This window comes from Fibrobacter intestinalis, from assembly GCF_900167415.1.
Lineage (GTDB): Bacteria > Fibrobacterota > Fibrobacteria > Fibrobacterales > Fibrobacteraceae > Hallerella > Hallerella intestinalis.
Genome location: NZ_FUWU01000006.1, coordinates 29956 through 53607, shown reverse-complemented (window position 1 = coordinate 53607; position 23652 = coordinate 29956). Strand labels below are relative to the sequence as shown.

Sequence of the window (23652 nt, the reverse complement as noted above, 5' to 3'; positions counted from 1 at the left end):
AAATTTTATCTCCTTTGAATGATGCGCAAATAAATCTCTTGCGCTTTTTTTTCATCGCCCGCATTGTAGAATGTATTCCCCACGTTTTCGGCTCCAATGCGGCCTTGAGAATTTCCCATTTTCCAGGCTGTCATGTAATGTTCCAGAGCTTCGTCGTAGCGCTTTTGTGCAAAATAAATTTGCCCCAAATCCACATGGAGCCTGTCGCTGTCCTTTTGAAAGCGCAAACCCTCTTCCAAGGTAAAAATCGCCATCCACGGCGAAGCATCCTGCAAATACATCTGCGCCAAAAAACGCCGAGCCGACGTATTGCGCGGATCCGTCAAAAGCCCGCTTTCCATTTCCCGAATCGCCTTTTTGGACGAATCCATTTTGCTGTAATAATGCGAAAGGGTGTAATGCACATCCGCACCGGCAGAAACGGCATTGTCCACCGCGCGTTTCAATGTTCTTATCGCATATTCATAATCGCCTAATTTTTCATAAACTTCGGCAAGGCCATACCAGGCGTCAATTCTATCCGGATTCAGCTGCGTCGCTTTTTCAAAATGTTTTTGTGCAAAAGCAAGGCTGTTCGAGCGGATAAAGCACTCGCCCAGCGCATAGTGAATATGATCCGATTCTTCGCCCAATTCCAATGCGCGATAATAAGCCGCAATCGCCAGACCGAAATCCCCACCCAGATAATACAAATCGCCCAGAAGAATCCACGCCTTTGCAAAATCCGGCATCAGTTCAACCGTTCGTTTATACGCAACCATCGCAATATTATTTTTTTTCAGCTGGACCAGGGTGTTTCCCAAATTAAACCAGGCAAACGGTTCATATCTACCGTCCTGAATTGCAGCACGATACATTTTTACCGCTTGCTTGTATTCGCCCTTATCGTAAAGTTCATTCGCCTGCTTGAAAAAATCCTGAGCGAATGCGCTGCCAAATCCCAGCACAAATAAAGCGAACGCCGCCTTTTTCAAAAACGACTTATGAATCGCACGCCTCCAAATTTTGCAGAAATCACGGAACAAATTTGAACTCCTTGGAAGCCTTTTGCGCCACCGGATAATGCCCCAATTTGGCAGGTTCAAATTTCCAAGAGCGAATCGCTTTCAAAGCTTCCGTTTCAAAACCGTATCCCGGAGGATCTACGGACAAAACTTTCACATCGGTAGGATTTCCATAAACGTCTATCACCAAATAGACTTTCACATAGCCCGCGACGCCCAGCTTTTTCGCCCGTTCCGGATAAACGGGGTTCACCATTTTAAGAGCCTGAGCCTCTTCATCGACATCGCCCGCTTCATAGACAAAATTCTGCATTCCGCCGCCAGCGCCGACATCAACCCCATCGCCAGCACCATCTCCCCGGGCAAGCGAAAGATCCATGCTGAAATTCGATGGAGAGCGAGCCGCATTGGACATGCTGTTCAGCTTGAATTTATTCGATTGGACAATTTTCTGGATTATCTTCTGCGGTTGGGTTTTCTTTTTTTCCTGCACGGACACTTCTACTTCCGTCAATTCTTCCAGTCTCGGTTTTTGTCTTCCCATATCATTTTTAAAAAACAGAACATTCAATACGGGAATCGTTAAAAAGAAAAAAGTATTGACGACCACGGCCAAGACGACCGCAAAAAACCATCGGGAATGAAACAGGATTCCGGAAAGTTTTTTCAAGGCTACTCCTTTGCCGCCGAAATGGAAACCTTCCGGACGTGGGCGAGATTGCATTCGTCCAGGACATCGACAATTTTTCCCGAAGGCGCGTCCCTGTCCGAAACAATCACGACAGGTCTATCCGGAGCCTCGTTCATCATCTGCTTCAAAATGGTTTGCAACGAAGAGAGGTTCACCTGGGTCTCGTTGATGTGAATAGTTCCCTGCCGGGTAATGCCAATCAGGATGCTCTCCTTGGAAAGTTCCTTCACCGTGCTCGCCTTGGGCTTGGAAACGTCGATTCCCGTTTCCCGCGTAAACGTAGAAGTCACAATGAAAAAAATGAGGAGGATGAAAGTCATGTCCATCATCGGCGAAATATCGATACCGCCGACTCGACGGCGTTGGCGACGGATAAAACTCATTTAGCCTCCCCGAAGAACTTCTCATTTTCAAACTGCAACGCCTGCTTCCATCTCTTGCTCTTCAAACGCTCCAGTTTCGATTGCAAATGGTTATTCGCCAGAACGATGGGAAATGCGACCAAAAGTCCTGCCTGAGTCGTGAGCAACGCTTCAGAAATTCCGTCGGCGATAAGAACGGGATTTCCAAAACCAAACAGCTGGATTGTTTTAAAAACGTGAACCATTCCAGACACCGTTCCCAAAAGCCCGAGCATCGGCGCCAGCGAAGCGCAAGCGGCAATCGTCGGAAAAGATTTTGCAAAATCCGATTCCATTCCATGACGCATTTCATGCAGCCGAAAATCGACAGCAAGCCGCCCCAAGGCTTCCGTTTGCGAAACCGTCGTCTGAAACCGGTGAAGAAGACCGAATTTTCCCAGACTCTTGGCGCGACGATACATAAAATAGCGTTCAAAAATCAACGTCCAAGCAAATAAGCCCAGCAAAAATATCGGGAGCAAAACCCAGCCGCCCTGAACCAGCATCGCGCGGATTTCTTCAAAAACAGAAAACAATCTCATCGCTAGCCCTTAATCCAGCGGGAGTTCAAAACGGCAAGCCCCGCTTTTTCCATCCGAATCCGAATCGCATCGGCTCGATTCGCCATAAACGTATGCAAAAATTGCAAAGGAATCGCCACAATCAGTCCCGCTTCCGTCGTGATGAGAGCCACCGAAATGCCACCCGCAAGAAGTTTAGGGTCAGAAGTCCCGTGCATCGTGATGACCTGAAAGAGCTGAATCATTCCCATGACCGTTCCCAAAAGTCCAATCAAAGGAGCGGTCGTCGCCATCACCGAAATCGAAGACAGCCCGCGTTCCAAAGAAGGAACCTCACCAGCAAAAACTTCTTCTATCGCCTTTTCCGCCGATTCGCGATCGGGATAATCCCTGAGAATACCGGCCTGCACCACCTTTCCTACAGAGCCGTGAAGTTTTTTCGCCAGCCCACGGGCTTCTTCCAATTGTCCCGCCGACGCCAATTCAATCACTTTGCGGTACCGAAGCGTCACTCCTTTCGCCGAAAGAACAATTCCGCGTTCCAGCACCAGCAAGAGTCCCAGCAACAAAAGAGCCGCAATCGGATACATCAAAATGCCGCCATCGCGGAAAGTCTGACGACAAATATCCCAAAAGGATTTTTCTTCGGCGTTTGCCAGTTCCGAAGAGAGGGTGGTACTCAGAAGAACATCCACTGGAATCATCGTAAAGGACGAATCTTGCGCCATCTTAAAGGCATCAATGACGCCGCTCTTGGATTCCGCCGTGTTCATTTCCTGCCACGAAAAGACGCGTCCTTTGTCCCCCGCAGCGGGAAGCATCATCGAAACCGAGCTGTCCACGCCAGACGACGCGCGCATCGCAAAAATTCCTCCCAGACGGAGTTCATCCCCAAAAGCCACTTTGCTTCCAAAAAGAATTTCGCCCTTATTCCATTCGATTTCCCGGCTAAAAGCCAGTTCCCGTTTCGCCAGTTCAATCACGCTTTTGGCCACTTTCATCGGATCGTCACGGTAAAGCGTCATGTTCTTGGACGTGCGATTAAAATCCTCGATTCGAGCAGGCAAACGGAAGGGAATGCCTTGCTCTTTCAAGCGAGAGAGGGGATCCAAGACGCTCTTGTCCGCGACCAACGCCAAAAATTCGGCTCTTTTTCCTTCCGCATTTTCCTTGACTTGCGCCAAATCTTCCCGGGCAACGCGCACATTTTCTTCCAACCGAACCCGTTCTTCCATCAAACGATCCAATTCGTCCTTGGCTTCTTCGTATTTCTGGTTGAAAAGTTCCCGCTCCTGATTCGCTTTTTCCCTGTCGTTCCAGCGAGCGGCCACTTCCATATCCCGTTTCTGGCGAGCCTCTTCCAAATCGGCTTTTGCCTTGTTCAATTCCGCACGTTCCCGAACCAAGGCGTCTCCGTTAGAACTTCCGCCCAACGGCTGCTGCGCCAAAAGAATTCCTGTTCCAATGGCAAGCGCTACGGTTATTTTCTTCAAAGCGTTTTTCATTTTTTCTGCTCCTGCGCCGAGCTTTCTTTTGTATTCTTCAATTCGTTTTCAGCATCCGTTCGCCGGGAAGATATCGGGATTTTGACGATATGCGGAGCGGATTTGCCCTCTGCAACTCGAAACGCGTCTTTCACGTCGGCTCGAAGTTCCAAAGATTCTGGAATTTTTTTCCAGGAATAGACGCCATTCACCCTATCCAGCCAATAATAATCGGACTGGTCCGCGCTTTCAAACATAGCGGCCACCGTCCCATAGCGGAAAAACTTGCCTTGCATCTGCCGACCGCTTTCCGCATCGGTTAAATAACCGTCCCAACTTTCCGTAGTATATCCCATGCGAATACGATCCACAAAAACTTCCAAGACTCTTCCCAAAGCATCGTCCGGAGCAATCACGCCCTTCTTTAGCTCCATCGCCATCTCGCGCAAGCTCTCGGCGGTTTCACTTGCCCGATACGGAAAATCCGATTCAAAAAACGGAACGAGTTCTTCGATGACAACGGCAAGCTCCTGCGCATACTTCGCCTTTTTCGAATCATACCAACGAGAAACTCCAGAAGACTTGTTTCTCGCTTCATTCAAACGGGAAAGTTCCGCCTTCATCGCATCGATATCGGCGCGCAGCGCTTTTTTCTGGTTGGAAAGCGACACCACCTTTTCGCGCCCGGAACGGATAAAATCCTCGTGGCGCTTTTTTTCATCCGCGTGCAATTTCTTTTCGCGAGCTGTTTCATTGTTTACGGTCTGAATCTGGCGTCGAACGCCATCCAGCGTTTCTGCGGAAAAAGCCACTCCGCAGCAGAAGATCAAACAGAGAAAAAAACATTTTTTCATAAGGCTATTTTTAAAAAGGACTTTGGTGAAGAAAAATCGCATGAGACCAAGCGGCAGAAAGGAAAAGCGGGCAATACTGGATGTATCGGTCTCTTTAAGAGACAAAACAGCGCGATATGTCGCAACCGTTTTTTTGAAAAGGAATTTTTAGAAGTTGCCATAGATTCAAAGATACAAAAAACGCCCGACAGCGAGCCAGACGTTTTTGAAGTTCAAAGCACCTTCGATGCTACCGTTATTTACCGAACTCTTTAATATAGGCAGGCGTATTTTTAGCACCGTGCTTTTTCAGGTAAGCGATCAAGCGGGTGTAGCCTTCGTTTTTCGCCCAGTCCAAGACAGAATAACCCTGACCGCACTTGGCGTTCACATCGACACCCTTGGAAATCAGATAGACCATCGCATCGTAATTGCCGCCCTTCACCGCCAAATGGATGGGGAAATACGAATCTGCGCCGCGCACTTCAAGCGGAGCACCCGCATCGCCGAGCATTTTCAGAACTTCCGCATCGCCGGTCTTTGCCGCCAAAGCAACAGCCGGAGCCGTGGATTGGATTTCGCCGGATTCCTGCATTTTCGAAATCAGAAGCTGCGCCACTTCCCGATGCTTGTTCTCTATCGCATCTTCCAAATAGGTTTTGCCGTTGCTGTTGGTGCCGTCCAGCTTGGCACTATGCTGAATCAAATACTGGAGAATATCGACTTTTCCTTTATTCACCGCAATCGCCACCGCAGAATTTCCATTTCCATCTGTCGAATTGATATCGTAAGCCGCCTTCAAAAATAAGGACATGGCCGCCGTATCATTTTGAGCGATATACGACATAAATTTATTCGGGGTGAACGGAATTCCCTGTTTCGTCAAATGCTTGCGGACAGAAGCGGGATCATTCGGATCCATTTCATCCGAACAGGCGACCGTAAAAAGCAGAGATAATGCGCACGCACCGAGAACCAAAATTTTTTTTGTTTTCATAAAAACTCCAGTAAAAAAATTCCCTTTGAAAATACACAATTTTTTACCAAATTGTTCTTAAATTCTAAAAATTTCTCTTTATTTCCACGATTTCGGCCTCGTTTGGAAAAATCCGTGCAAAGAAGAGCCTCATTTCCAAAGGGCCCTAACCGAGGCCACCACCGCCAATCCCCTATCGACGCCCGCCGATGATTTAAAACCGACAATTCTTTAAGTAAAAAGTATTTTTCCCGAAAATTTGTAAAAATCTGGAAAAAGAGTTCCAAAAAAATGTAGAATTAGAGGACGATGTTTTATCTGAATCGTTTCTTTGGCTCTATTTCCATCGCCGTGAGCATTTTCGGCGTCATCTCCGCTTTTGCAGAACCCACTTCATCAAATGCTATTCCACCAGACTCGGTGAAAGTCGTCTCCCCCACTCCAGCAGAAAAAGACTCCACTGCCGGAGCGAATGCGGAAAACAGTGCCGATTCTATAAATGTCGCTTCAAATGCTCCGCTCGAAAAAGACTCCACAGCTAGTGCGAATACGGAAAACAGTACCGATTCAATAAATGTTGCTTCAACAGCTCCGCTCGAAAAAGACTCCACAGCTAATGCGAATACGGAAAACAGTACCGATTCAATAAATGTTGCTTCAACAGCTTCGCCAGAAAAAGACTCCTCTGCCGGAGCGAATGCGGAAAGCAATACCGATTCAATAAATGTTGCTTCAACAGCTTCGCCAGAAAAAGACTCCTCTGCCCGCGCGAATACGGAAAGCAATACCGATTCAATAAATGTTACTTCAACAGCTTCGCCAGAAAAAGACTCCTCTGCAACTGCGGGAATAGACACTGCGGATTATTCCACAAGACATCCCTTCGGCATCGGCATTCTCTATGAAATTTCCTCTATCAAAAAAGCAAATGTCGCCTATCATATGAAGCGCAAAGGAAAGCGCTACCATGTTGACGTTGATATTTCCAACATAATTGGAGTCGCCGGCCAATACGCCGTCAACAACTGGATTTCCCTATTTGGCGCTTTTTCCTATAACCGCTTCGATATAGATTATACGCCCAAAGACAAATCCAGCAAGAAGAAATCGACAAACGCGGACAATTTGCTTCTTCAAGGCGGATTTGAAATCGGATTTTCCTTTATCCGCAGCACAAACTACAAGATTCGCGCGCTAGGATTTTTGGGAGGAATGTTCGGCTACTCCATTCTGGACGACGATTATTACAGAAACCCGCTGATTTTCGGTTATGTCCGCGGCATAGGCTTGCAGACGAGCATTCGCCGTTTTGCCGTTTTCGCCGGATTCCGAAGCACCCACTATTATTTCCACACTTACAACGGTCACAACTGGAAAGAAGACGACCATTCCTTTATGCTGGACTTTGACACAATGTCCTGTCCCTTCTTCTCGGTTGGCATCGGTTTCTAAAGGGATTCCCATGAAAGTATTTGTTACCGGAGCGGCGGGTTTTATCGGTTGCGAAACCGTTCTCGCCTTCTTGAAAGACGGTCATGAAGTCTTTGGCATCGACAACCTGAACGACTACTACGACCCAAAACTCAAGCGCGACCGATTGGCACGCATTCCCTCCGAACGTTTTCATTTTACGGAATGCAGTCTGGCCGATAAAGAAACGGTTTTTCGGCTTTTCCAAGAAAACCGGTTCGACATCGTTGTCAATCTGGCCGCCCAAGCCGGCGTCCGATACAGCCTCATCAATCCGCAAAGCTATGTGGATTCCAATATTACCGGTTTTTTAAATATTCTGGAATGCGCACGAGCGTTTCCGCCCAAGCATCTTGTGTATGCCTCGTCTTCCAGCGTCTATGGACGCAATACAGAAACGCCGTTTCGCACCACGGATCGCGTGGAAAAACCGTCCAGCCTTTACGCCGCCACCAAGCGTTCCAACGAACTGATGGCCGAAACCTACCACCATCTTTTTCACTTGAACCTGACGGGCCTTCGCTTCTTTACCGTCTATGGGCCTTGGGGACGTCCTGATATGTCTCCGTGGCTTTTTGCAGATGCCATTACGCACAACCGCCCGATTAAAGTGTTCAACAACGGCAACATGATGCGCGACTTCACCTACATCGACGACATTGTAGAAGGAATCCGCCGCATTGCCTACAATGGAACCGAAAAACCGGAAGCGCTCAATCGCCTTTATAATATCGGACGCGGAGAACCCATCAAACTGATGGATTTCATTGCCACTCTCGAAAAAAATTTTGGGCACGAAGCCGAAAAGACAATGCTTCCTATGCAACCGGGAGATGTGGAAATCACTTGGGCAGACACCGAAGCCCTTGAACAGGAAATCGGATACACACCCAGCGTCAATTTGGAAGACGGCATCGCCCGCTTTGCCGAATGGTTCAAAGAATATACCGCATAAATATTTTGCGATAAGCCCATCTCCAAAAGCCGTCCAACCGGGCGGCCCTTTCATTTTCCTATATTTACAATATGATGGAACATTCTCAAAAAGACCGTCTGATTCGCGCGACAGGAGCACACGTTCCCTTTCGCCTTGTTCTGGCGGACATTACCCATTCCGCCGAAGAAGTCGGCAAAATGCACGGAGCGTCCTCAGAAGCACTAAAGCTTTTGGCGGAAACCTCTATCGCATCCCTGTTTCTTTCGTCCAGCCTGAAATTTCCCGGCACCGTCTGTGTCAAAGTTTCTTTTTCCGGGGACATTTCTTTTGCCGAAGCAGACTCCACCCCACAAGGCCTTTTCCGAGCGATGATTCCGCAAGATGAAATTTTGCACAATAAGCAATACGAGCCGGCTCTTTCCCCTCAACGCTTTGAAGTCGTCACTTTGGACGAACACGGAAAACGGGCGCGGGAAAGCATTATCGAAGCGGTTTCCGAAAGCATGGGCAGAAATCTTTCCGTCTATATGCTGCAATCGGCGCAAACGCGATCCGCTGTGGGAATCGAGGCCCGCCTGAACAAGGATAACCCGCAAAAATTGGACTACGCCGTCGGATTCTACTTGGAGCCTTATGCCGACATTGCCGATGAAGAGCTCGACGTTCTGGAAAAACAAATTGCCAAGTTGCCGCCCTTTTCGGAATTCTTTGACGGAAACCGATTCAATCTGGAGCTTCTCCAGAATACCATCTCCGGCGAATACCCGACAACGATTGTCCGCGAAATCGAACCGCGCCCTTATTGCCCGTGCAGCAAAGTACGTTCCCTGGCATCGCTTGCCAGCATTCCAACGGACGACTTGCAAGAACTCATTCAAAGCGGCGAAAACGTGGAACTCGTCTGCGATTTTTGCCGGAACAAGTATGTGGTCACTCCGGACGAAATCCAAGAAATTATCAACAACCGCCTTTTAAAATAAGAACGCCTATGTTTACCAAACAATGTGTTGTCACCCTCGATATGGAGGGGGTTCTAACCCCCGAAATCTGGATAGCTTTCGCCGAAAAAACGGGCATTCCCGAATTGCGTCTGACCACGCGCGACATTCAGGATTACGATGAGCTTATGCGCGGACGTCTCCGCATTTTGGAACGCGAACATTTAAAGCTTTCGGACATTCAAAAAGTCATCGGCAGCCTTCCGCTACTGGATGGCGCCACGGAATTTTTAGCGACCCTGCGAGATGAAGCCCAAGTCATTATTCTCTCCGACACTTTTCAGGAATTCGCCTACCCGCTCATCAAAAAAATGAACCTGCCAACCATTTTCTGTCACAACCTGATTGTTCAAAACGACAAGATTACCGGCTATCATTTACGTTTGCAGGATCAAAAAAGAAAAACCGTCGAAGCTTTAAAATCGCTGAATTTCAAGGTCTTTTCCGCAGGCGATTCCTTCAACGACACGGGAATGCTTCTAGCGGCGGACAAAGGTTCGTTCCTGTTCGCCCCATCCAACGTCACCGAAAAATTTCCCCAGCTCGATTCGGCAAATTCCTACAGCGAGCTTTTGGACAGTTTCCACCAATTTCAGGATTCGCTGTAATGTCCAGCATAGAAATTCCCGCCATCGTTCTCGTCCGGGGAAAAGAAAAATCCGCGATCCGAAATCATCCGTGGATTTTCAGCGGAGCCATTCAGCATGTCATTGGTAATCCGCAATCCGGAGAAACCGTCGAAGTGCGTTCTGCACAAGGGGAATTTTTGGGCTACGCCGCCTACTCTCCCGATTCGCAAATCCGGGCCCGTTTTTGGACTTACCGGGAGCGCACTCCCATCGATCGGAATTTCTTTGCAAACGTCATCGACAGGGCGATTGAAAATCGCCGCTTGCGCGGCTTTGACGTCAAAGATCCAACGGCGGCTTTCCGCCTGATTCACGCAGAAAACGATGGCATTCCGGGCTGCATCGTCGATAAATACGCCGACTTCCTGTCCATCGAAATCCTTTCGGCTGGAGCAGAATATTTTCGCACGACATTGTATGAAATTCTAGCGGAAAAGACCGGAGCCAAAGGAATTTTGGAACGCTGCGATGCCGACGTCCGCGAAAAAGAAGGGCTCCCCTTGCGAAAAGGAATCGTCTATGGCGACGTGCCTCGCACACCAATTGAAATGCGGGAAAACGGGATCCGTTTTGACGTGGACATCTGGAATGGACACAAGACCGGATACTATCTGGACCAACGGGACGCCCGCTTTGCAGTTGGAAAATTCGCACAGGGAAAGCACGTTCTCAACTGTTTTTCTTACACGGGCGGCTTCGGGCTTTTCGCCCTGCAAAATGGTGCCAGCCTAGTTACCGAAGTGGACGTTTCTCAAGAAGCACTCCACATTGCCGATTCGCTGATTCAAAAAAACGGATTTGATAAAAGCCGCGTGGAACTCGTCGAAGCGGATGTTTTTGCCTACCTGCGCAAATGCCGAGACAGCCGGAAGACCTTCGACCTTATCGTTCTTGACCCGCCAAAATTCATTGAAAACAAAGCGCATCTCGAAAAAGGAGCGCGCGGGTACAAAGACATCAATTTGCTGGCGATAAAACTTTTGAACGAGCATGGCATTTTAGCGACATTCAGCTGTTCCGGTCTCATGGAAATGGGACTTTTTCAAAAAATCGTCGCCGACGCAGCCCAGGACGCACACCGGACAATGCAAATCATCAAACGTTTCGGCCAACCCGCCGATCATCCTGTAAAAACCAGCTTTCCCGAAGGACAATATCTAAAAGGGCTTTTGCTCCAAGCGGACTAGTCCTTTTTTGGGGATGATATACTTCTCCACGAAATGTCCGCAATGAAAGTTTTTCAAAGCGTGAACTTTTTTCAAACGAGCCGATTCTTTCGCAGGGGGAACTTTTTTCAAAACGAGAATTTCTTTTTCACAAAGTGAACTTTTCTCGCTGGCCGCAAGATGCTTCGCTTCCGCAAAACGATTTGATTGCCTTTGGAATGCGCTTATTCCCTAACGCGGAAGCAACTCCGCATTTTTCTCTTGCCACACGGCGTCTTCCCAGGCGCGCTGCGCTTCCACAGCCCATTCCCCATTCGGATACAATTCTACAAGTTCACGATACTTGGACACCGCCGAACGAAAATCCCGACGAATCCGATAGACATTGCCGATTTGAAAAAGAAGATAGGCCCGCATATTTTCATCCCGGTATTTTTTTTGCAACGCCTGATAAAGCGACAAAGCGGCGGCGTAGTCTCCTTGACGATACGCTTCGTTCGCCCTCTCCATGGGATTTTCTGAAACTTTCTTCGGTTCGGGCGATGGCACTTTCTTTTTCACCGAATCGACAGGCGTTTTTTCCGGCAATTCCGCGGACGACGTCCGAAGTTCCTCCGATTTTGCGGATTCGATTTTCGACGTCTCCGTTTTTTCTTCTGGAACTTGGGTTACGGATTCGGAAACGTCACCGGAAATTTCCGCCAACCGGGATTTCGCCCGAACAATCGCCGACTCGTTTTTGGAAAGCCCGATATAAGCCTGCAACTCGGCTTTTTCCAAATCCTTCTTTCCCTGTTTTTTGTAAATAAGAGCCAAATAATAGTGGGCGTTGAAGCCCAATTCCGCATAGCCAAACGACCGCTTTAAATTATACTCGGCCTTGTCGAATTCTCCCAGTTCATAGCGTCCTGCGCCCGCATAATAATATGCCCCAGAATTACCGGGCTCTTGCGTCAAGACCTCACGAGCAGCAGCACAAGCGGCCTTGTAATCTTTAGCTTCAAAAGCGGCCTTGGTTTTTGCCAAAATGTCCGTTCCCGCCTTTGCGTTTTCTTTTACCGAAGGAGATTCTTTCCCTTTGTAATTTGGATTCTTTTTGCGTTCCGCTTCGGCTTTTCCCTTGTCCCCCAGCTTTTCATAAGCTTTTGCCGAGCCTTCATAGGCTTCTGCCATTTTCGGTGCATATTTATACGCCAGTTGGAAATTGGCAATCGCCCCCTTGTAATCCTTCATCTTGAAACGGACATTGCCCGCCACCCAAAAAGCCTGCGCATTGTGCGGATCGCCCGCCAAAATCGCCCGATACTCGCCAAGAGCCTTTTCATATTGCCCGGCGGATTCAAAGCGCGCGCCTTGTTCAAAACGAGAATCCTGCGCCGCCCAAGACAGGGGCGCCATACAGAAAAACGCCAAAAGAACGAAAATCTTTTTCATATCCATACAAAATAGAAAAATGCGCATTTTCTTTATCCAATAAGGCCTATCTTTTCCCGATTTTCTACTTTTGTCCCCATGATAGAATCCATTCTTTTAGGTCTTCTCCAAGGTCTTGCCGAATTTCTTCCTATTTCCAGTTCCGGGCACCTCGTTCTCGGCAAACATCTGCTGGGAATGCACGAAGCGGGCATGTTCTTCGACATTATGCTTCACGCGGGAACCCTGCTGTCCATTTTTGTCGTATTCCGCAAAAAAATTCTCGGCATTCTACTCGGCTGCCTTCGTCGGAATCCTGCGCAGCTCCGGGAAGCGGGCTACATCGTTCTCGCGTCTATCCCAACGGCTGCCATCGGTCTTGGATTTAAGGACGCCCTAGAATCGCTCTTCGAAAACCCTAGGGCAGTTTGTGTGGCGATTCTTTTTACAGGAACGCTTCTCTTCGCCTCCAAATGGGCAAAGACAGGAGCCAACCACCCCGAAGAAACGGGCGTACAAATGAACTGGTGGCGAGCGCTTGTCACGGGAACGGTTCAAGGCATCGCTTGCATTCCCGGCATCAGCCGCAGCGGTTCCACAATTAGCGCTATGCTATTCCAAGGCGTGAATCGAAAATATGCGGGCGAGTTCAGCTTTCTCATGAGCATTCCGGCAGTCGGTGGAGCCGCCCTGCTGGATCTTGTAAAATGGTTAAAATGCCAGACTTTCAACCCTATTGAAAATCCCGCGCTGGTGGAAAAATGCGCAGACAGCGGAGAGTTCACCCTCGCCCTGCTCGTCGGAATGCTGGTTTCGTTCCTCTTTGGCATCATCGCCCTCAAATGGCTGATGAACTTTGTACAAAAAGGCAAGTTCCACGTTTTCGCCTACTACCTTTGGACGGTGGGCATTCTCGGACTTTTCTTTATCGGATAAAATTCTTCAAGATCTAAATATTCTTTTCGTTGCGAATTTGCAAGCTCATTGAATTTTTTTATCCATCTGTTTCGCCATCTTGAAAACCAAACGGCAGCCAGAATTTCAACGCTCGTAAAAAAAATATGCTAGCCCCGAAACGGCCTTACAAAATCCACCATCACACATGCCATCAACGAGTCGAGAAATCCCCGGCTTATCACGCCTATCGAAATCGCCAATGCGCTGGATATAAATCTTTCAGAACTCTTGGATTTATGCAGCCTTGAAAATATCCCAGCCCAGAACGTCAGAGCGAAAAACATAAGAAGCAAGCGCTAGCCATTTTTTTGCAGAAATTCCTCTGAATTCTAGCGACGGCAAAATCATTACAACGAATGCGGCCCCGCACCTTGCATCACTTTTTGCGGCACATCTTCGGCTTTGTCTAATTCATATTCGTAAGGCACCGAATCCAAAGTAACAGGAGTCGCTATCAAAGTATAGGGATCCGTGGTAATGTAGCGTTCTCCTAAGGCTCCGACATCTTTATTTCCCGTCACATTGTCGTATTCATTATTTCGAGCCACAATATTTGCGTAGATATTGTACATAAACAAATGCGGACTCTGTACCTCTTTAAAATAATTTCCTTCGATGAGAACCGATGCGTAAGAACCGACACCGATACAATATAAATTGCCAGGCGCATGATAATAATTATTGAAAATATGGGCGTTCCCGTACATCACGCGCGGCATACGCTCGTTCACCAGAGTGCTGAACCAGTTGTGGTGATAAGTGACTTTCAACTTGCCATAATCTTCCGGATGGTCCGCGGCGCCGCTGCCAATCAAAGCGTTCAACCGGTGCGGATGATTTTTGTCGGTGTACCAAAATTTCACCCAAGAGACTGTGACATAACTGGATTGATTTGTAATATCCAAATTGCCATCTTCCGCATCCCAGATATTCAAGTGCGAAAGAAAAACATGATGCGAATTATTCACGGCAATGCCATCGCTTGGTCCCGGATTCAGGTAAGTACCGTGAATATTCAAATTGTAAATGATGACATTAGAAACTCCCGTGATGGCAAGCCCGCCATAAATAGTTGCCGAACTGTCTTTTCCCATAATAGTTTTATTCGCTGCGATGCGCAAACCGTAACCGTCTCCATCTGTAGTTTTAACCGTTCCCTTGACGACAACGACCTTGGCTTCCGCCGCCTGAACCGCCTTCTTGAAATCCGCAAAAGAAGAAACTTCAACCGTGTCCCCTCCCTCGCCGCCTGTAGTCACGCCGTTCACCATAGCATAACCATCCGGTACGATTTTCGGAATTGTTTTTTGGACAATGCGAAAAGAACCCTGCCGCTCTACCGCATTATATTCGCCGACAACTCGAATCGTATAAACATATAGGCCCGTGTCCGCTTCCGCTTTTCCCGAAAACGATATTGTCGATTTTACCGAATCCGTGACGGCCAAAATACCCGCGGGCACACCGGTAATTTTTATTTCTTTAGCATTGGGGCAATCAAAAAAATATTCCGTAATTGGCGCTCCCTGTTCCACAATTTGATTAGAACTTCCTGCTCCACGTTTTAAAATAGCCGCCAGCGGCAAAGAATCCAAAACAATGGAAAGCGAATCCACCGGTTGCGACACGACAAACGACTGCGACAAAAATCCCTCTTTAGAAACCACAAGCGAATCTTCAAAAATAGAGGTTTTCAAAAACAAGCGCGGCAAAGATTCGGAGGAGGCGTTCAAAAACTTCATTTCCAACGACGAACGCACAAAACGCCCTTTTAAATCAAAATTTCCCAGACGAACAAAACCATCTTTGAAAACGGGTTTTAAACGAGGATTTTCTACCGCAAAATTACTTTGACGCAAGACATCCGTTTCTTCTTGAAAGAGCAAAAAGTAGCCATTGGAATCCGTATAAGCATTCAAATGATTTTTCACTAAACGAACTTGGGCGTTTTCAATGGGAAAGCCCGCCAAATCTGCAACCATTCCCTCTAAGCGAATCTGCGGCGTCGCCATCGCAAATGTACAAAAGAAGGCAAGTAAAACGATAAATTTCCAAAACATAAAAAATCTCCGCATTTTCCCATAAATTATTTTCAACAACAAACACCAGAAAACTCCCTTCTATTTTCAGTTGTCCGCTGACAACTCTTCAAAATTTTAGGAATTATATACGCTCCTTCAAAGAGGCGCAATAAATTTTTTCACTTTTGAATCTGTAACCATTTTATGGAAACAGTCTGAGGGTTAGTTCATGACGCAACGAATATAGTACTCGCCCATTGAATCTTGGAAACAATTATCACTACCTTTGTTATGGTCAGAAAAGCAAATTACATTATCGCGAGCTTTATTCGCAACAAAAACTGTCCAATCGGTACTTCCAAATTCATCACCCATAATTATCCCAAAGCCCTTTCGATTAAGAACCTTAGTCGCTTTATTCCATTCAAGATAATCGCATTCATTCCCCGTTTCATTTTCATATCCAAAATTTTCACATTTTTGCTTCAACCCAACATTTTTCAGCAACATTTTCCATTCTGCAAAACTTGGAACATGCCAACCGACAGGGCATACATTCTTGGTAGCGTTTTTCTCATAAGTCTGATAAAGGCGACCATTTTTTTTACAATTGCTTTCAATATTTTGATAACAATGACTGTTTTTTGTTTTATAGTTCAAATTTTCAGCGAACCAAGTTTGATTTCCTATTTTTACAATTTTATATTCACGTCCATCGCGAGAATCCATCATAGTATTTGCAGATTGCCGACCGTCAACATTCTTTGATGCAACAACAGTCTTCTCCGCCTCTGGAGGCGTTTGACTTGAATTATATTGTTGTTCACTTACACTTGATTTCAATGTAATCTGTTTGAAAAATTGCGGTTGCGCCATCCAAATAGCAACACCAAATATCGCGGCCTCTATCAATACAATCAGCAAAGCAATGCCGGAACGATCCGTTTTTATTCCTATGACGCCATTGACAATCACTGAAATAGCGCATAAGATGACAAATAACATCATTTCATTCTTGTAAGCGAGGAACCCTGCAAGAACAAGAATCACGTTCACTACAGAAAAAATATGTTGCCTAAAAAACGAATGCGGGTTAAATATTTCGTGGAGAAGCCAACAAATCAGTTTAATCGGTGCGGTCAAAATATTGGTTTCGCAATTCATGATTTTATCATACATGCCGTCCTTTTGATCACGAGCCCTGTCTGTAAAATTTTCATATTGACTTTCACTCCAAAATTCCCCAGAGGATTGACGTGACTTTCTTGCTATGTCCCTATTTTCTTTACGGAGGTTTTCCATTTCCCGGCGAAGCTTATCATTTTCAGACTTATGCCGTTCCTCAATACGCCTTGCCCTCCGCTCATCTTCACGTCTTCTGTTCTCTTCTTGGCGTTTCGCTTCTCTGCGTTGCTCCTCGTCACGCCTTGTCCTCCGCTCATCTTCACGTCTTCTATTTTCTTCTTGACGTTTCGCTTCTTTTTTTTCTTTTTCACCTGGCCACCATTCTGGCGGATTTATCCCTGTAAACGTTCTGTTTATAGAACAATGTTTTATTCCTGGGTTTCTCGCTAGAAGGATTTCACGAGCTTTCGATTCAGTGTTAACAGGCAGTTGTTCATACATTGGAATGGAAGCATCAATTTGGTATTTAACCCACATCATAAATCATATCTCCTTTGGAAGATGGTTTAAATTTCACCCCTAAGATCAGTCATTTTTTGGGTGATACCATACTTTTTTCTTAGGTCATTTCCCCCATTATGCTGTTGGTTGAAAATGCGGAGATAAGTTCCCCCAATTTCCTTCGTTTCTTCACTATCCAGTTTGTCGTGCTCAACCAATCGACATTCAATCTCTAGTCCGTCAATAAAATCATTTGTTCTCTTTTCTAAATCTTGTTCGCCGTAAATCTTTTTTACAACGGCTTCCACGCTATTGCGAAATGTGGATTTTCCCTTGCCGTTTACATGATTCCCTTTAAGGCGAGCGTCCAAGGATTTTGCTTGCCCCACATAGATGCAATACAAATCCTTTTCGACCTTCCGCTCAATGCCGGAAAGCGCATCGTTTTCTTTTTCGAGTTCTAAAGCCTTCAAAATTTCTTTTAAAGCCTTTTTTGTAGCCCACCACTTATAAATACCCGGTTTTTCAGGCATATCTTTTTCTGATGTTTCACGCAAGCATTTTGCTTCTATCGAATCCCATGCCATAACAGCTCCTTTTTTCAATTTTCGCACTTCAATGTATGTTTTTTTTACAAAGTCAAGAGTGTTGATAAAAACACGGTGATTTTGAAGAAAATTTTACAGACTCTTGTGAATTTTGCAATCAGCTATTTTTCCTACGTTCACGCATGGGCGATATGATTACCAAATCTCAGTTTTTTACACACTTTTGGCAATCATTCTTATAAAATTATTTACCAAATCTCCATTTTTTACATAGATTTAGTAACATAAGCGAAAAACATTTCATCGGACGATCAAACGAAATTTCACTGCTAGAAGCCTGCGTTAATTCCTCAAAATCGGAATTTGCTATCATCTATGGAAGGCGACGCATCGGCAAGACATTCCTTGTAAACCAGACTTTTAAGGAACGGTTTGACTTTTGCTACGTCGGAGATCATCACCTCGATGAAAGCGAACAGTTGCAAAAATTTGCAGAAGCCTTGAAAAAATATGGAAAATCATTATTTCTTCCAAAACTGAACGACTGGTTTGAAGCATTCAACAATCTGGAGCAAATTCTTGAAGCAAGAAAATCTCCCAAAAAGATAATCTTCATGGATGAAATGCCTTGGATTGATACGCCCAATTCCAAATTTGTCAAAGCGCTAGAATCATTTTGGAATGGCTGGACTGCATTGCGAGACGACATATTCTTGATTGCCAACGGTTCCGCTACATCGTGGATGGCAGAAAACCTATTTGAAAATCAAGGCGGACTTTATAACAGAATAACCGCCAAAATCTACTTGCGGCCATTCAACTTGCACGAAGTGGAAGAATTTTGCAAAAAAAAACGGAGGAAACTGGGATCGATACCAAATTGCGGAATCCTACATGGTTTTCGGCGGAGTCCCCTATTACTACAGTCTTATCGACTTCAAAAAAAGCCTTGCCCAAAATATCGATACCATGTTTTTTACTAAGGGCGGGCAACTTGCAAACGAGTTCAACGAGCTATACAATGCTTTATTCAGTTCTGCCGATCGATATTTGAAAGTCGTTCGCTTGTTGGCATCAAAGCCCAAGGGACTTACGCGAGACGAGATCCTAAAAGCAAGCAAGATGCAAGGAGGATTCCTAACCAAAATTCTTTTAAATCTGGAACGCTCCGATTTCATACAAGGAATTGCCGCATTCGGAAAAAAGAAAAAAGGGATTATCTACCGCCTCACCGACTTTTTCAGCATTTTCTATTTCAAGTTTGTCGAAGAAAATCGTTCTCAGGATTCGCAATTTTGGACGCACAGCCTCAACACGCCCGCAATAAACGCATGGCACGGACTCACGTTCGAAACGCTATGCCTCATGCATAGCGAACAAATTAAAGCAAAGCTTGGAATTTCGGGGATGCTTACAAGCGTCAGCTGCTTTCAAAACAAGAATGTACAAATTGACCTGATTATAGACCGAGCAGACCGCATGATAAACCTCTGCGAAATCAAATTCAGCACAGCCCCCTACCCCATATCGACAAAATACGCAGACAAAATCCGCTCCCGCATGGCTGAATTCCAAGCAGAAACAAACACCCGCAAAGGAATCGTGAACACGTTCGTCACAACCTACGGCATTTTGAACGCGAACACTTCCAGTCTCGTCAATAGCGAAGTCATGCTGGACGATTTGTTCAAATAGGTTTTGGATAAGAACCGAGAGAATCCAATATACCAATTGAACTTTGAAAAATACGCTTTAAGATCCTCGCTTTTAAATATGTATCCATGTCTAGCAAAAATGGAATTTCGTAAGATTAAAACTCGATAAATCGGAACCGCTCAATGTGTGTTTTGAAAGATTCTCAAAGAGGACTTTGCCAAATACAGGATGGGAACTATTTGTGGAAGTTCTATTGGTTGCTCCTTGTTGTTTAATTTTAAAACCACATTTCCGTCTTTCCTGTCGTTACGTGAATATCTAAACTATACCCTCCATACAAAAATAAAGCCAGTCCCATTATCGAAAATCATCACGAACAAATTCTCGCTTCCCGAAAGCATCAAGCGCCCGATTCCCTTATGGATGGAGTGTCTCAAATCAGGATATTATCCGTTTTTTCACGAAGACAATTTCTATACGCGTCTCGACAACGTGGTCAATCAAACTCTAGAAGTTGACATTCCTACATTCGCAAATATGAACGCAGCCAGATCCGTCAAGTGAAAAAGACTCCTTTACATCATTGCCCGTAGCGTTCCATTCAAGCTGAATTTCTTTGAACTCGGAAGATCCATAGGCGTTGACCGCAGCACCATATCGGATTACTTTGTCTATATGGAAAAAGCAGGGTTCATTTCACGTTTGCGTCACGTAGACGACAAGATGACTTCCTAGAAAAAGTGGACAAAATCTACCTATCCAATCCGACGCTCTGTTTCGCAGAGTCCGAAAATAAACCCGGCAGAGGCAATCCGCGAGAAACATCATTCCTGTCGCTAATGCGAGTCAACAACCGTGTGGCATCTTCACCTGTTTCAGATTTTTCGATTGATGGCATGACTTTTGAAGTGGACGGCAAAAACAAGAAATACAAACAAATGGAATCACTCGAAAACGGCTAGGTCATCAAAGATGACATAGAACACGGATCTCTCAACACCATACCGCTGTGGGCGTTCGGCTTGAACTACTAAACACAATTTTTTCTACATTTACCCTATGTTTTTAGACGAAAAGACCATCGAAGTGCGTTCCGGCAAGGGCGGAAACGGGCTCAGCAGTTTTCGACGTGAAAAATTCGTTCCCCTCGGCGGGCCTGACGGCGGCGACGGCGGCAAAGGCGGAAGCGTCATCCTGCGGGCGAACGAGCAATACACCACCCTTTTGGACATGGGCAACCTGCACGTCTATAAAGCCAAAAACGGCGAAGACGGCGGCCCATCCAAAAGCACTGGAAAATCCGCCAAAGATCTGATTGTCGATGTTCCCTGCGGAACCCTCGTCAAGGACGGCGACGGGCATATTCTGGCGGATCTTACAGAACCGAACCAGCGCTGGATTGCCGCCAAGGGCGGGCGTGGCGGACTCGGCAATGTCCATTTTGTAACTCCCGCACTCCAGGGGCCCGAAAAAGCGACCCAAGGGCAACGCGGCGAACGCCGGGAACTCCATCTGGAACTCAAACTCGTCGCAGATGTCGGACTGGTCGGCTTTCCCAACGCCGGAAAATCCTCCTTGGTAAACAAGATTTCCAGTGCCCGCCCCAAAGTCGGCGACTACCCCTTTACCACTCTGGAACCGATTCTCGGCATCATCGCCGAAAATTCCCGGAGCTTTGTCGTCGCCGATATTCCGGGCCTTATCGAAGGCGCCAGCGAAGGTAAGGGACTCGGGCACGAATTTTTGAAACACATCGAAAGAACCTACGCGCTCCTCTTCGTCATCGACGCCTTTGACGAAAACGCCTGGAAAAATTTCCAGACCCTGCGCAAGGAACTCAAAAAGTTCCACCCCAAACTTGTCGAAAAGCCCTACGCCATCGCCCTGAACAAATCCGATCTGGGAATTGAAAAAGCGGAAAAAGCATTCTCCGCCAAAAAAGAAAAATTCATTTCGACTTCGGCAATCACCGGCGACGGCATTTCGGAACTGAAACGGATACTTTCCCAACTTGTTCCCGACAAGCGCAAAAAATCGTTCGGCTGGGGAAAATAAAATGAAAGCGTCCAAAAACAATTTGACCAAGAAAGACATCGTGGAAGAGATCGCCTCCCGCGTCGGTCTAGCGCAAGTCGATACGAAAGTTATCGTGGAAAATTTTTTGGATGCGATTTCACAGGCTCTCATCAACGGGGAAAATATCGAACTGCGCGGCTTTGGCCGATTCAAACTCCGGATGCGTGGAGCGCGGAAAGCGCGAAACCCGCGAACCGGTGAACCCGTCGATGTCAAAGCCCAGATTCGCCCCGTCTTTGAAGCCAGCCGGGAACTGAACAAAATTTTCGATTCCAAGTCTTCCGACAGCGAATTTATCGAAAAAATAGAGAACGAAGACGGATATGGCCAATAATCAGAATATTCCCAAAACGCCTACGATAGTCAATCGCAAAGCGCAGCACCTCTACTTTATCGAAAGCCGCTTTGAAGTCGGCATTGTACTCGTCGGTTCCGAAATCAAATCCATCCGGGCTGGCAAATGCAGCTTCAGCGAAGCCTGGGTCGAAGTTTCCAAAGACAAAAACGAACTCTGGCTGGTCGGCGCGCACATCGACGAATATTTTTTCGCGAAAAGATTCGGGCACGAACCCCAGCGCAAGCGCAAATTGCTCGCGCACGTCTCCGAAATCCAAAAGATGCGCAAAGCGACGGAACTGAAAGGGCTCACTCTGATTCCTTTGAAACTCTATTTTAAACAACGATACGCCAAACTCGAAATAGGAATATGCCGAGGCAAAGATCAAAGAGACAAGCGTGCGGACGTCATCGCCCGGGACGAAAAGCTCGCCATCGCGAGAATCGTCAAAGCCGGTGGAAGGCACTAGTCCTCGCCCTGTTCGTTCTTTTAGGCTTCTCTTACGGAGAGGGCGGTAGTGTGCGCCTTGCCAAAAAGAACGGCGTCTGGATGCTCGCCATCGAAGAGCTTTCCAAAGCGGAAGGGCTTACGGCCACGCTGGATCCGACCTTGCGCCGATTCAAAGCCGAGGGCAAAGATTTTTCATGCTCGTTCGTTCTCGGGTTCTCCTACATCTACGCCAACGGGAAAGCGCTCCGGCTGAGCGAAGCTTCCACTTATGAAGAAGACGCCGTATGGACTCCGGCCAAAGAAACCGCCGACATTTTTAGCGCGGCTTTTTCCAAAGCCTATCTTCTTGACACCGCCAATCAAATTCTGAAAATCCCGGTCCAAGAAACCGTCGAAAATTCTAGCGTAGTGGTCCAGACGCCTTCCGCCGCGGCTCCGCAAACCGAGCAAGTTCTTTCAAAACCCGAGCCGCCCCCAAAAGCGCAAGTGCCTGAGGCCCAAGCCAAGGCAAATGCCTCGCCAACGCCAAAAACAAAAACGGAATCGCCCTCCAAATCCACGTCCGTCGCCCCGAAAAAGAACGCACCCGCCGGATCCCGCGAAGTCAAGACCATCATCATCGATCCCGGACACGGTGGAAAGGACCCCGGAGCCATCGGGCTGATTTCAAAGGAAAAGGACATCGTTCTAGCCGTCGCCCTAAAACTGAAAAAAGAACTTTCCGCCAAAGGATTCAGCGTCAAACTGACCCGGAGCACCGACGTATTCATCCAGCTCTCCGAACGTCCGCAACTGGCGAACAAATGGAACGGCGACCTTTTCATCAGCTTGCACTGCAACGCCATCGACGGCAACAAGGAACGCAAGAAAAAAACAAAGGGATTCCGAATTTACGTGCTGCGCGACCCAGAAAGCGAAGAAGACCGCGCGATTGCCCGGCGGGAAAACAAAGTCGCCAAGACCTACGGCGATAAAAATACCAAAGACGAACTTTCGCCCCTCGACTGGCTGAAAATCCAGGCCCGCTTGGAGCAGTACAAACACGCAAGCTACATCTTTACCGAAAAAGCGATTCACACTTACGAAAGCGGGAAAATTTCTAAAATGGGTTCGGGTGCCGGCGGTGCGGGATTTATGGTTCTGGTCGGGGCATTCATGCCAGCCACTCTTGTCGAACTGGGATTTATCAGCAACCCCGAAGAAGAAAAATACATGAATTCCGAAAAAGGCCAGCAGGAAATGGCAAAGCGACTGGCCCAAGGCGTCGAAGCCTATAAAAAAGCGATCGACGAATATCTGAAAACGCTATCGCGATAATCGTCTGCGAAGCGGTGGAGGTGCGCTCACGAACAAGAAAGCCTCTCCTTCTGACCGCTATTTCCTAATCACTAGCTACGAAGTATTATCGGTCGCTTTCACTTTATACATAAAAATCGCCCCGTTAAAAACGGGGCGATT

The 23652-nt window shown here is 46.9% G+C and carries 27 protein-coding genes; 14 read left to right on the top strand and 13 right to left on the bottom strand.

Annotation, left to right across the window (positions count from 1 at the left end):
- Positions 1-5 precede the first annotated feature (5 nt).
- From B5D40_RS02905 to B5D40_RS16045, 8 genes are all read right to left on the bottom strand, one after another.
- Positions 6-1025, bottom strand: a complete 1020-nt coding sequence (locus B5D40_RS02905) for a tetratricopeptide repeat protein (protein ID WP_073306206.1) — start codon at positions 1023-1025, stop codon at positions 6-8.
- A complete protein-coding gene (locus B5D40_RS02900) occupies positions 1015-1674 on the bottom strand; it encodes an energy transducer TonB (RefSeq protein ID WP_233134226.1) in 660 nt (219 codons plus the stop codon). Before B5D40_RS02900 ends, B5D40_RS02905 begins: the two co-directional genes overlap by 11 nt.
- Positions 1675-1676: 2 nt before the next feature.
- Complete coding sequence (locus B5D40_RS02895; RefSeq protein ID WP_073306207.1) at positions 1677-2078, bottom strand: ExbD/TolR family protein; 402 nt, start codon at positions 2076-2078, stop codon at positions 1677-1679.
- On the bottom strand, positions 2075-2638 hold the full coding sequence (locus B5D40_RS02890) for a MotA/TolQ/ExbB proton channel family protein (protein WP_078775696.1): 564 nt from the start codon (positions 2636-2638) through the stop codon (positions 2075-2077). Before B5D40_RS02890 ends, B5D40_RS02895 begins: the two co-directional genes overlap by 4 nt.
- 2 nt (positions 2639-2640) lie before the next feature.
- Positions 2641-4122 carry a DUF3450 family protein gene (locus B5D40_RS02885; RefSeq protein WP_078775695.1) on the bottom strand — a complete coding sequence of 494 codons (1482 nt, stop codon included), beginning with the start codon at positions 4120-4122 and terminating at the stop codon, positions 2641-2643.
- Positions 4119-4955 (bottom strand): DUF3450 family protein, encoded by an 837-nt coding sequence (locus B5D40_RS02880; protein WP_078775694.1) that lies wholly within the window; start codon positions 4953-4955, stop codon positions 4119-4121. The genes B5D40_RS02885 and B5D40_RS02880 overlap by 4 nt, the downstream gene beginning before the upstream one ends.
- 235 nt (positions 4956-5190) lie before the next feature.
- Positions 5191-5931 (bottom strand): ankyrin repeat domain-containing protein, encoded by a 741-nt coding sequence (locus tag B5D40_RS02875; RefSeq protein ID WP_078775693.1) that lies wholly within the window; start codon positions 5929-5931, stop codon positions 5191-5193.
- A 293-nt stretch (positions 5932-6224) separates the two neighbouring features.
- The gene (locus B5D40_RS16045; protein ID WP_143394343.1) at positions 6225-6767 is read right to left on the bottom strand and encodes a hypothetical protein; all 543 of its coding nucleotides are present in this window, start codon (positions 6765-6767) and stop codon (positions 6225-6227) included.
- A gap of 85 nt (positions 6768-6852) precedes the next feature.
- Between B5D40_RS16045 and B5D40_RS16040 the strand changes: the two genes are divergently transcribed.
- From B5D40_RS16040 to B5D40_RS02845, 5 genes are all read left to right on the top strand, one after another.
- Complete coding sequence (locus B5D40_RS16040) at positions 6853-7362, top strand: hypothetical protein (protein WP_143394344.1); 510 nt, start codon at positions 6853-6855, stop codon at positions 7360-7362.
- Positions 7363-7372: 10 nt separating this feature from the next.
- Entirely contained in the window at positions 7373-8335 is a 963-nt protein-coding gene (locus B5D40_RS02860) for an NAD-dependent epimerase/dehydratase family protein (RefSeq protein ID WP_078775724.1), read from the top strand.
- Between the two features lie 71 nt (positions 8336-8406).
- Positions 8407-9297 (top strand): Hsp33 family molecular chaperone HslO, encoded by an 891-nt coding sequence (locus B5D40_RS02855; protein WP_233126559.1) that lies wholly within the window; start codon positions 8407-8409, stop codon positions 9295-9297.
- An 8-nt stretch (positions 9298-9305) separates the two neighbouring features.
- Positions 9306-9923: a bifunctional phosphoserine phosphatase/homoserine phosphotransferase ThrH gene (gene thrH, locus B5D40_RS02850; protein WP_078775690.1), complete on the top strand. Its 618-nt coding sequence runs from the start codon at positions 9306-9308 to the stop codon at positions 9921-9923.
- Positions 9923-11131: a class I SAM-dependent rRNA methyltransferase gene (locus tag B5D40_RS02845; protein WP_095849472.1), complete on the top strand. Its 1209-nt coding sequence runs from the start codon at positions 9923-9925 to the stop codon at positions 11129-11131. The genes thrH and B5D40_RS02845 overlap by 1 nt, the downstream gene beginning before the upstream one ends.
- A gap of 210 nt (positions 11132-11341) precedes the next feature.
- On the opposite strand, the gene B5D40_RS02840 is transcribed toward B5D40_RS02845, so the two are convergent.
- Complete coding sequence (locus tag B5D40_RS02840; RefSeq protein ID WP_158222068.1) at positions 11342-12544, bottom strand: tetratricopeptide repeat protein; 1203 nt, start codon at positions 12542-12544, stop codon at positions 11342-11344.
- 78 nt (positions 12545-12622) lie between these two features.
- Here B5D40_RS02840 and B5D40_RS02835 point away from each other — a divergent pair, with 78 nt between their 5' ends.
- Positions 12623-13459 carry an undecaprenyl-diphosphate phosphatase gene (locus B5D40_RS02835; RefSeq protein WP_078775688.1) on the top strand — a complete coding sequence of 279 codons (837 nt, stop codon included), beginning with the start codon at positions 12623-12625 and terminating at the stop codon, positions 13457-13459.
- Between the two features lie 368 nt (positions 13460-13827).
- Here B5D40_RS02835 and B5D40_RS02830 read toward each other — a convergent pair whose 3' ends face one another.
- The 3 genes from B5D40_RS02830 to B5D40_RS02820 form a co-directional block, all read right to left on the bottom strand.
- Positions 13828-15540: a pectate lyase family protein gene (locus B5D40_RS02830; RefSeq protein WP_158222069.1), complete on the bottom strand. Its 1713-nt coding sequence runs from the start codon at positions 15538-15540 to the stop codon at positions 13828-13830.
- 183 nt (positions 15541-15723) lie between these two features.
- Positions 15724-17166, bottom strand: coding sequence for an FISUMP domain-containing protein (locus B5D40_RS02825; protein WP_078775686.1), 1443 nt, complete (start codon positions 17164-17166; stop codon positions 15724-15726).
- Between the two features lie 26 nt (positions 17167-17192).
- Positions 17193-17714 carry a GIY-YIG nuclease family protein gene (locus tag B5D40_RS02820; RefSeq protein WP_078775685.1) on the bottom strand — a complete coding sequence of 174 codons (522 nt, stop codon included), beginning with the start codon at positions 17712-17714 and terminating at the stop codon, positions 17193-17195.
- 245 nt (positions 17715-17959) lie between these two features.
- On the opposite strand from B5D40_RS02820, the gene B5D40_RS16425 reads away from it, so the two are divergent.
- Together B5D40_RS16425 and B5D40_RS15855 are read left to right on the top strand one after the other, a co-directional pair.
- Positions 17960-18658 (top strand): AAA family ATPase, encoded by a 699-nt coding sequence (locus tag B5D40_RS16425; protein WP_198951099.1) that lies wholly within the window; start codon positions 17960-17962, stop codon positions 18656-18658.
- Positions 18570-19370, top strand: a complete 801-nt coding sequence (locus B5D40_RS15855; RefSeq protein ID WP_198950991.1) for a hypothetical protein — start codon at positions 18570-18572, stop codon at positions 19368-19370. The genes B5D40_RS16425 and B5D40_RS15855 overlap by 89 nt, the downstream gene beginning before the upstream one ends.
- Here the strand turns inward: B5D40_RS15855 and B5D40_RS16420 are convergent.
- Positions 19298-19450, bottom strand: a complete 153-nt coding sequence (locus B5D40_RS16420; RefSeq protein WP_407643905.1) for a hypothetical protein — start codon at positions 19448-19450, stop codon at positions 19298-19300. The genes B5D40_RS15855 and B5D40_RS16420 overlap by 73 nt on opposite strands.
- A 460-nt stretch (positions 19451-19910) precedes the next feature.
- Between B5D40_RS16420 and B5D40_RS16415 the strand changes: the two genes are divergently transcribed.
- The 6 genes from B5D40_RS16415 to B5D40_RS02780 all read left to right on the top strand — a co-directional run bounded on the left by B5D40_RS16415 (position 19911) and on the right by B5D40_RS02780 (position 23511).
- Positions 19911-20066, top strand: a complete 156-nt coding sequence (locus tag B5D40_RS16415) for a MarR family transcriptional regulator (RefSeq protein WP_078775721.1) — start codon at positions 19911-19913, stop codon at positions 20064-20066.
- 5 nt (positions 20067-20071) lie between these two features.
- Entirely contained in the window at positions 20072-20293 is a 222-nt protein-coding gene (locus B5D40_RS02800) for a 3-dehydroquinate dehydratase (protein ID WP_233134227.1), read from the top strand.
- Between the two features lie 97 nt (positions 20294-20390).
- A complete protein-coding gene (gene obgE, locus B5D40_RS02795) occupies positions 20391-21386 on the top strand; it encodes a GTPase ObgE (protein ID WP_073306189.1) in 996 nt (331 codons plus the stop codon).
- Between the two features lies 1 nt (position 21387).
- The gene (locus B5D40_RS02790; RefSeq protein ID WP_078775720.1) at positions 21388-21741 is read left to right on the top strand and encodes an HU family DNA-binding protein; all 354 of its coding nucleotides are present in this window, start codon (positions 21388-21390) and stop codon (positions 21739-21741) included.
- A complete protein-coding gene (gene smpB, locus B5D40_RS02785) occupies positions 21731-22213 on the top strand; it encodes an SsrA-binding protein SmpB (protein ID WP_073306186.1) in 483 nt (160 codons plus the stop codon). The genes B5D40_RS02790 and smpB overlap by 11 nt, the downstream gene beginning before the upstream one ends.
- Positions 22214-22263: 50 nt before the next feature.
- Complete coding sequence (locus B5D40_RS02780) at positions 22264-23511, top strand: N-acetylmuramoyl-L-alanine amidase (RefSeq protein WP_233126557.1); 1248 nt, start codon at positions 22264-22266, stop codon at positions 23509-23511.
- Positions 23512-23652: the final 141 nt, after the last annotated feature.

Bases quoted from the DNA above. Each gene is read 5' to 3' on its own strand.
- B5D40_RS02895 (WP_073306207.1), bottom strand. From the start codon at position 2,078: ATGAGTTTTATCCGTCGCCAACGCCGTCGAGTCGGCGGTATCGATATT.
- B5D40_RS02890 (WP_078775696.1), bottom strand. From the start codon at position 2,638: ATGAGATTGTTTTCTGTTTTTGAAGAAATCCGCGCGATGCTGGTTCAG.
- B5D40_RS02885 (WP_078775695.1), bottom strand. From the start codon at position 4,122: ATGAAAAACGCTTTGAAGAAAATAACCGTAGCGCTTGCCATTGGAACA.
- B5D40_RS02880 (WP_078775694.1), bottom strand. From the start codon at position 4,955: ATGAAAAAATGTTTTTTTCTCTGTTTGATCTTCTGCTGCGGAGTGGCT.
- B5D40_RS02875 (WP_078775693.1), bottom strand. From the start codon at position 5,931: ATGAAAACAAAAAAAATTTTGGTTCTCGGTGCGTGCGCATTATCTCTG.
- B5D40_RS16040 (WP_143394344.1), top strand. From the start codon at position 6,853: ATGAAGCGCAAAGGAAAGCGCTACCATGTTGACGTTGATATTTCCAAC.
- B5D40_RS02860 (WP_078775724.1), top strand. From the start codon at position 7,373: ATGAAAGTATTTGTTACCGGAGCGGCGGGTTTTATCGGTTGCGAAACC.
- B5D40_RS02855 (WP_233126559.1), top strand. From the start codon at position 8,407: ATGATGGAACATTCTCAAAAAGACCGTCTGATTCGCGCGACAGGAGCA.
- thrH (WP_078775690.1), top strand. From the start codon at position 9,306: ATGTTTACCAAACAATGTGTTGTCACCCTCGATATGGAGGGGGTTCTA.
- B5D40_RS02845 (WP_095849472.1), top strand. From the start codon at position 9,923: ATGTCCAGCATAGAAATTCCCGCCATCGTTCTCGTCCGGGGAAAAGAA.
- B5D40_RS02840 (WP_158222068.1), bottom strand. From the start codon at position 12,544: ATGAAAAAGATTTTCGTTCTTTTGGCGTTTTTCTGTATGGCGCCCCTG.
- B5D40_RS02835 (WP_078775688.1), top strand. From the start codon at position 12,623: ATGATAGAATCCATTCTTTTAGGTCTTCTCCAAGGTCTTGCCGAATTT.
- B5D40_RS02830 (WP_158222069.1), bottom strand. From the start codon at position 15,540: ATGTTTTGGAAATTTATCGTTTTACTTGCCTTCTTTTGTACATTTGCG.
- B5D40_RS02825 (WP_078775686.1), bottom strand. From the start codon at position 17,166: ATGATGTGGGTTAAATACCAAATTGATGCTTCCATTCCAATGTATGAA.
- B5D40_RS02820 (WP_078775685.1), bottom strand. From the start codon at position 17,714: ATGGCATGGGATTCGATAGAAGCAAAATGCTTGCGTGAAACATCAGAA.
- B5D40_RS15855 (WP_198950991.1), top strand. From the start codon at position 18,570: ATGGTTTTCGGCGGAGTCCCCTATTACTACAGTCTTATCGACTTCAAA.
- obgE (WP_073306189.1), top strand. From the start codon at position 20,391: ATGTTTTTAGACGAAAAGACCATCGAAGTGCGTTCCGGCAAGGGCGGA.
- B5D40_RS02790 (WP_078775720.1), top strand. From the start codon at position 21,388: ATGAAAGCGTCCAAAAACAATTTGACCAAGAAAGACATCGTGGAAGAG.
- smpB (WP_073306186.1), top strand. From the start codon at position 21,731: ATGGCCAATAATCAGAATATTCCCAAAACGCCTACGATAGTCAATCGC.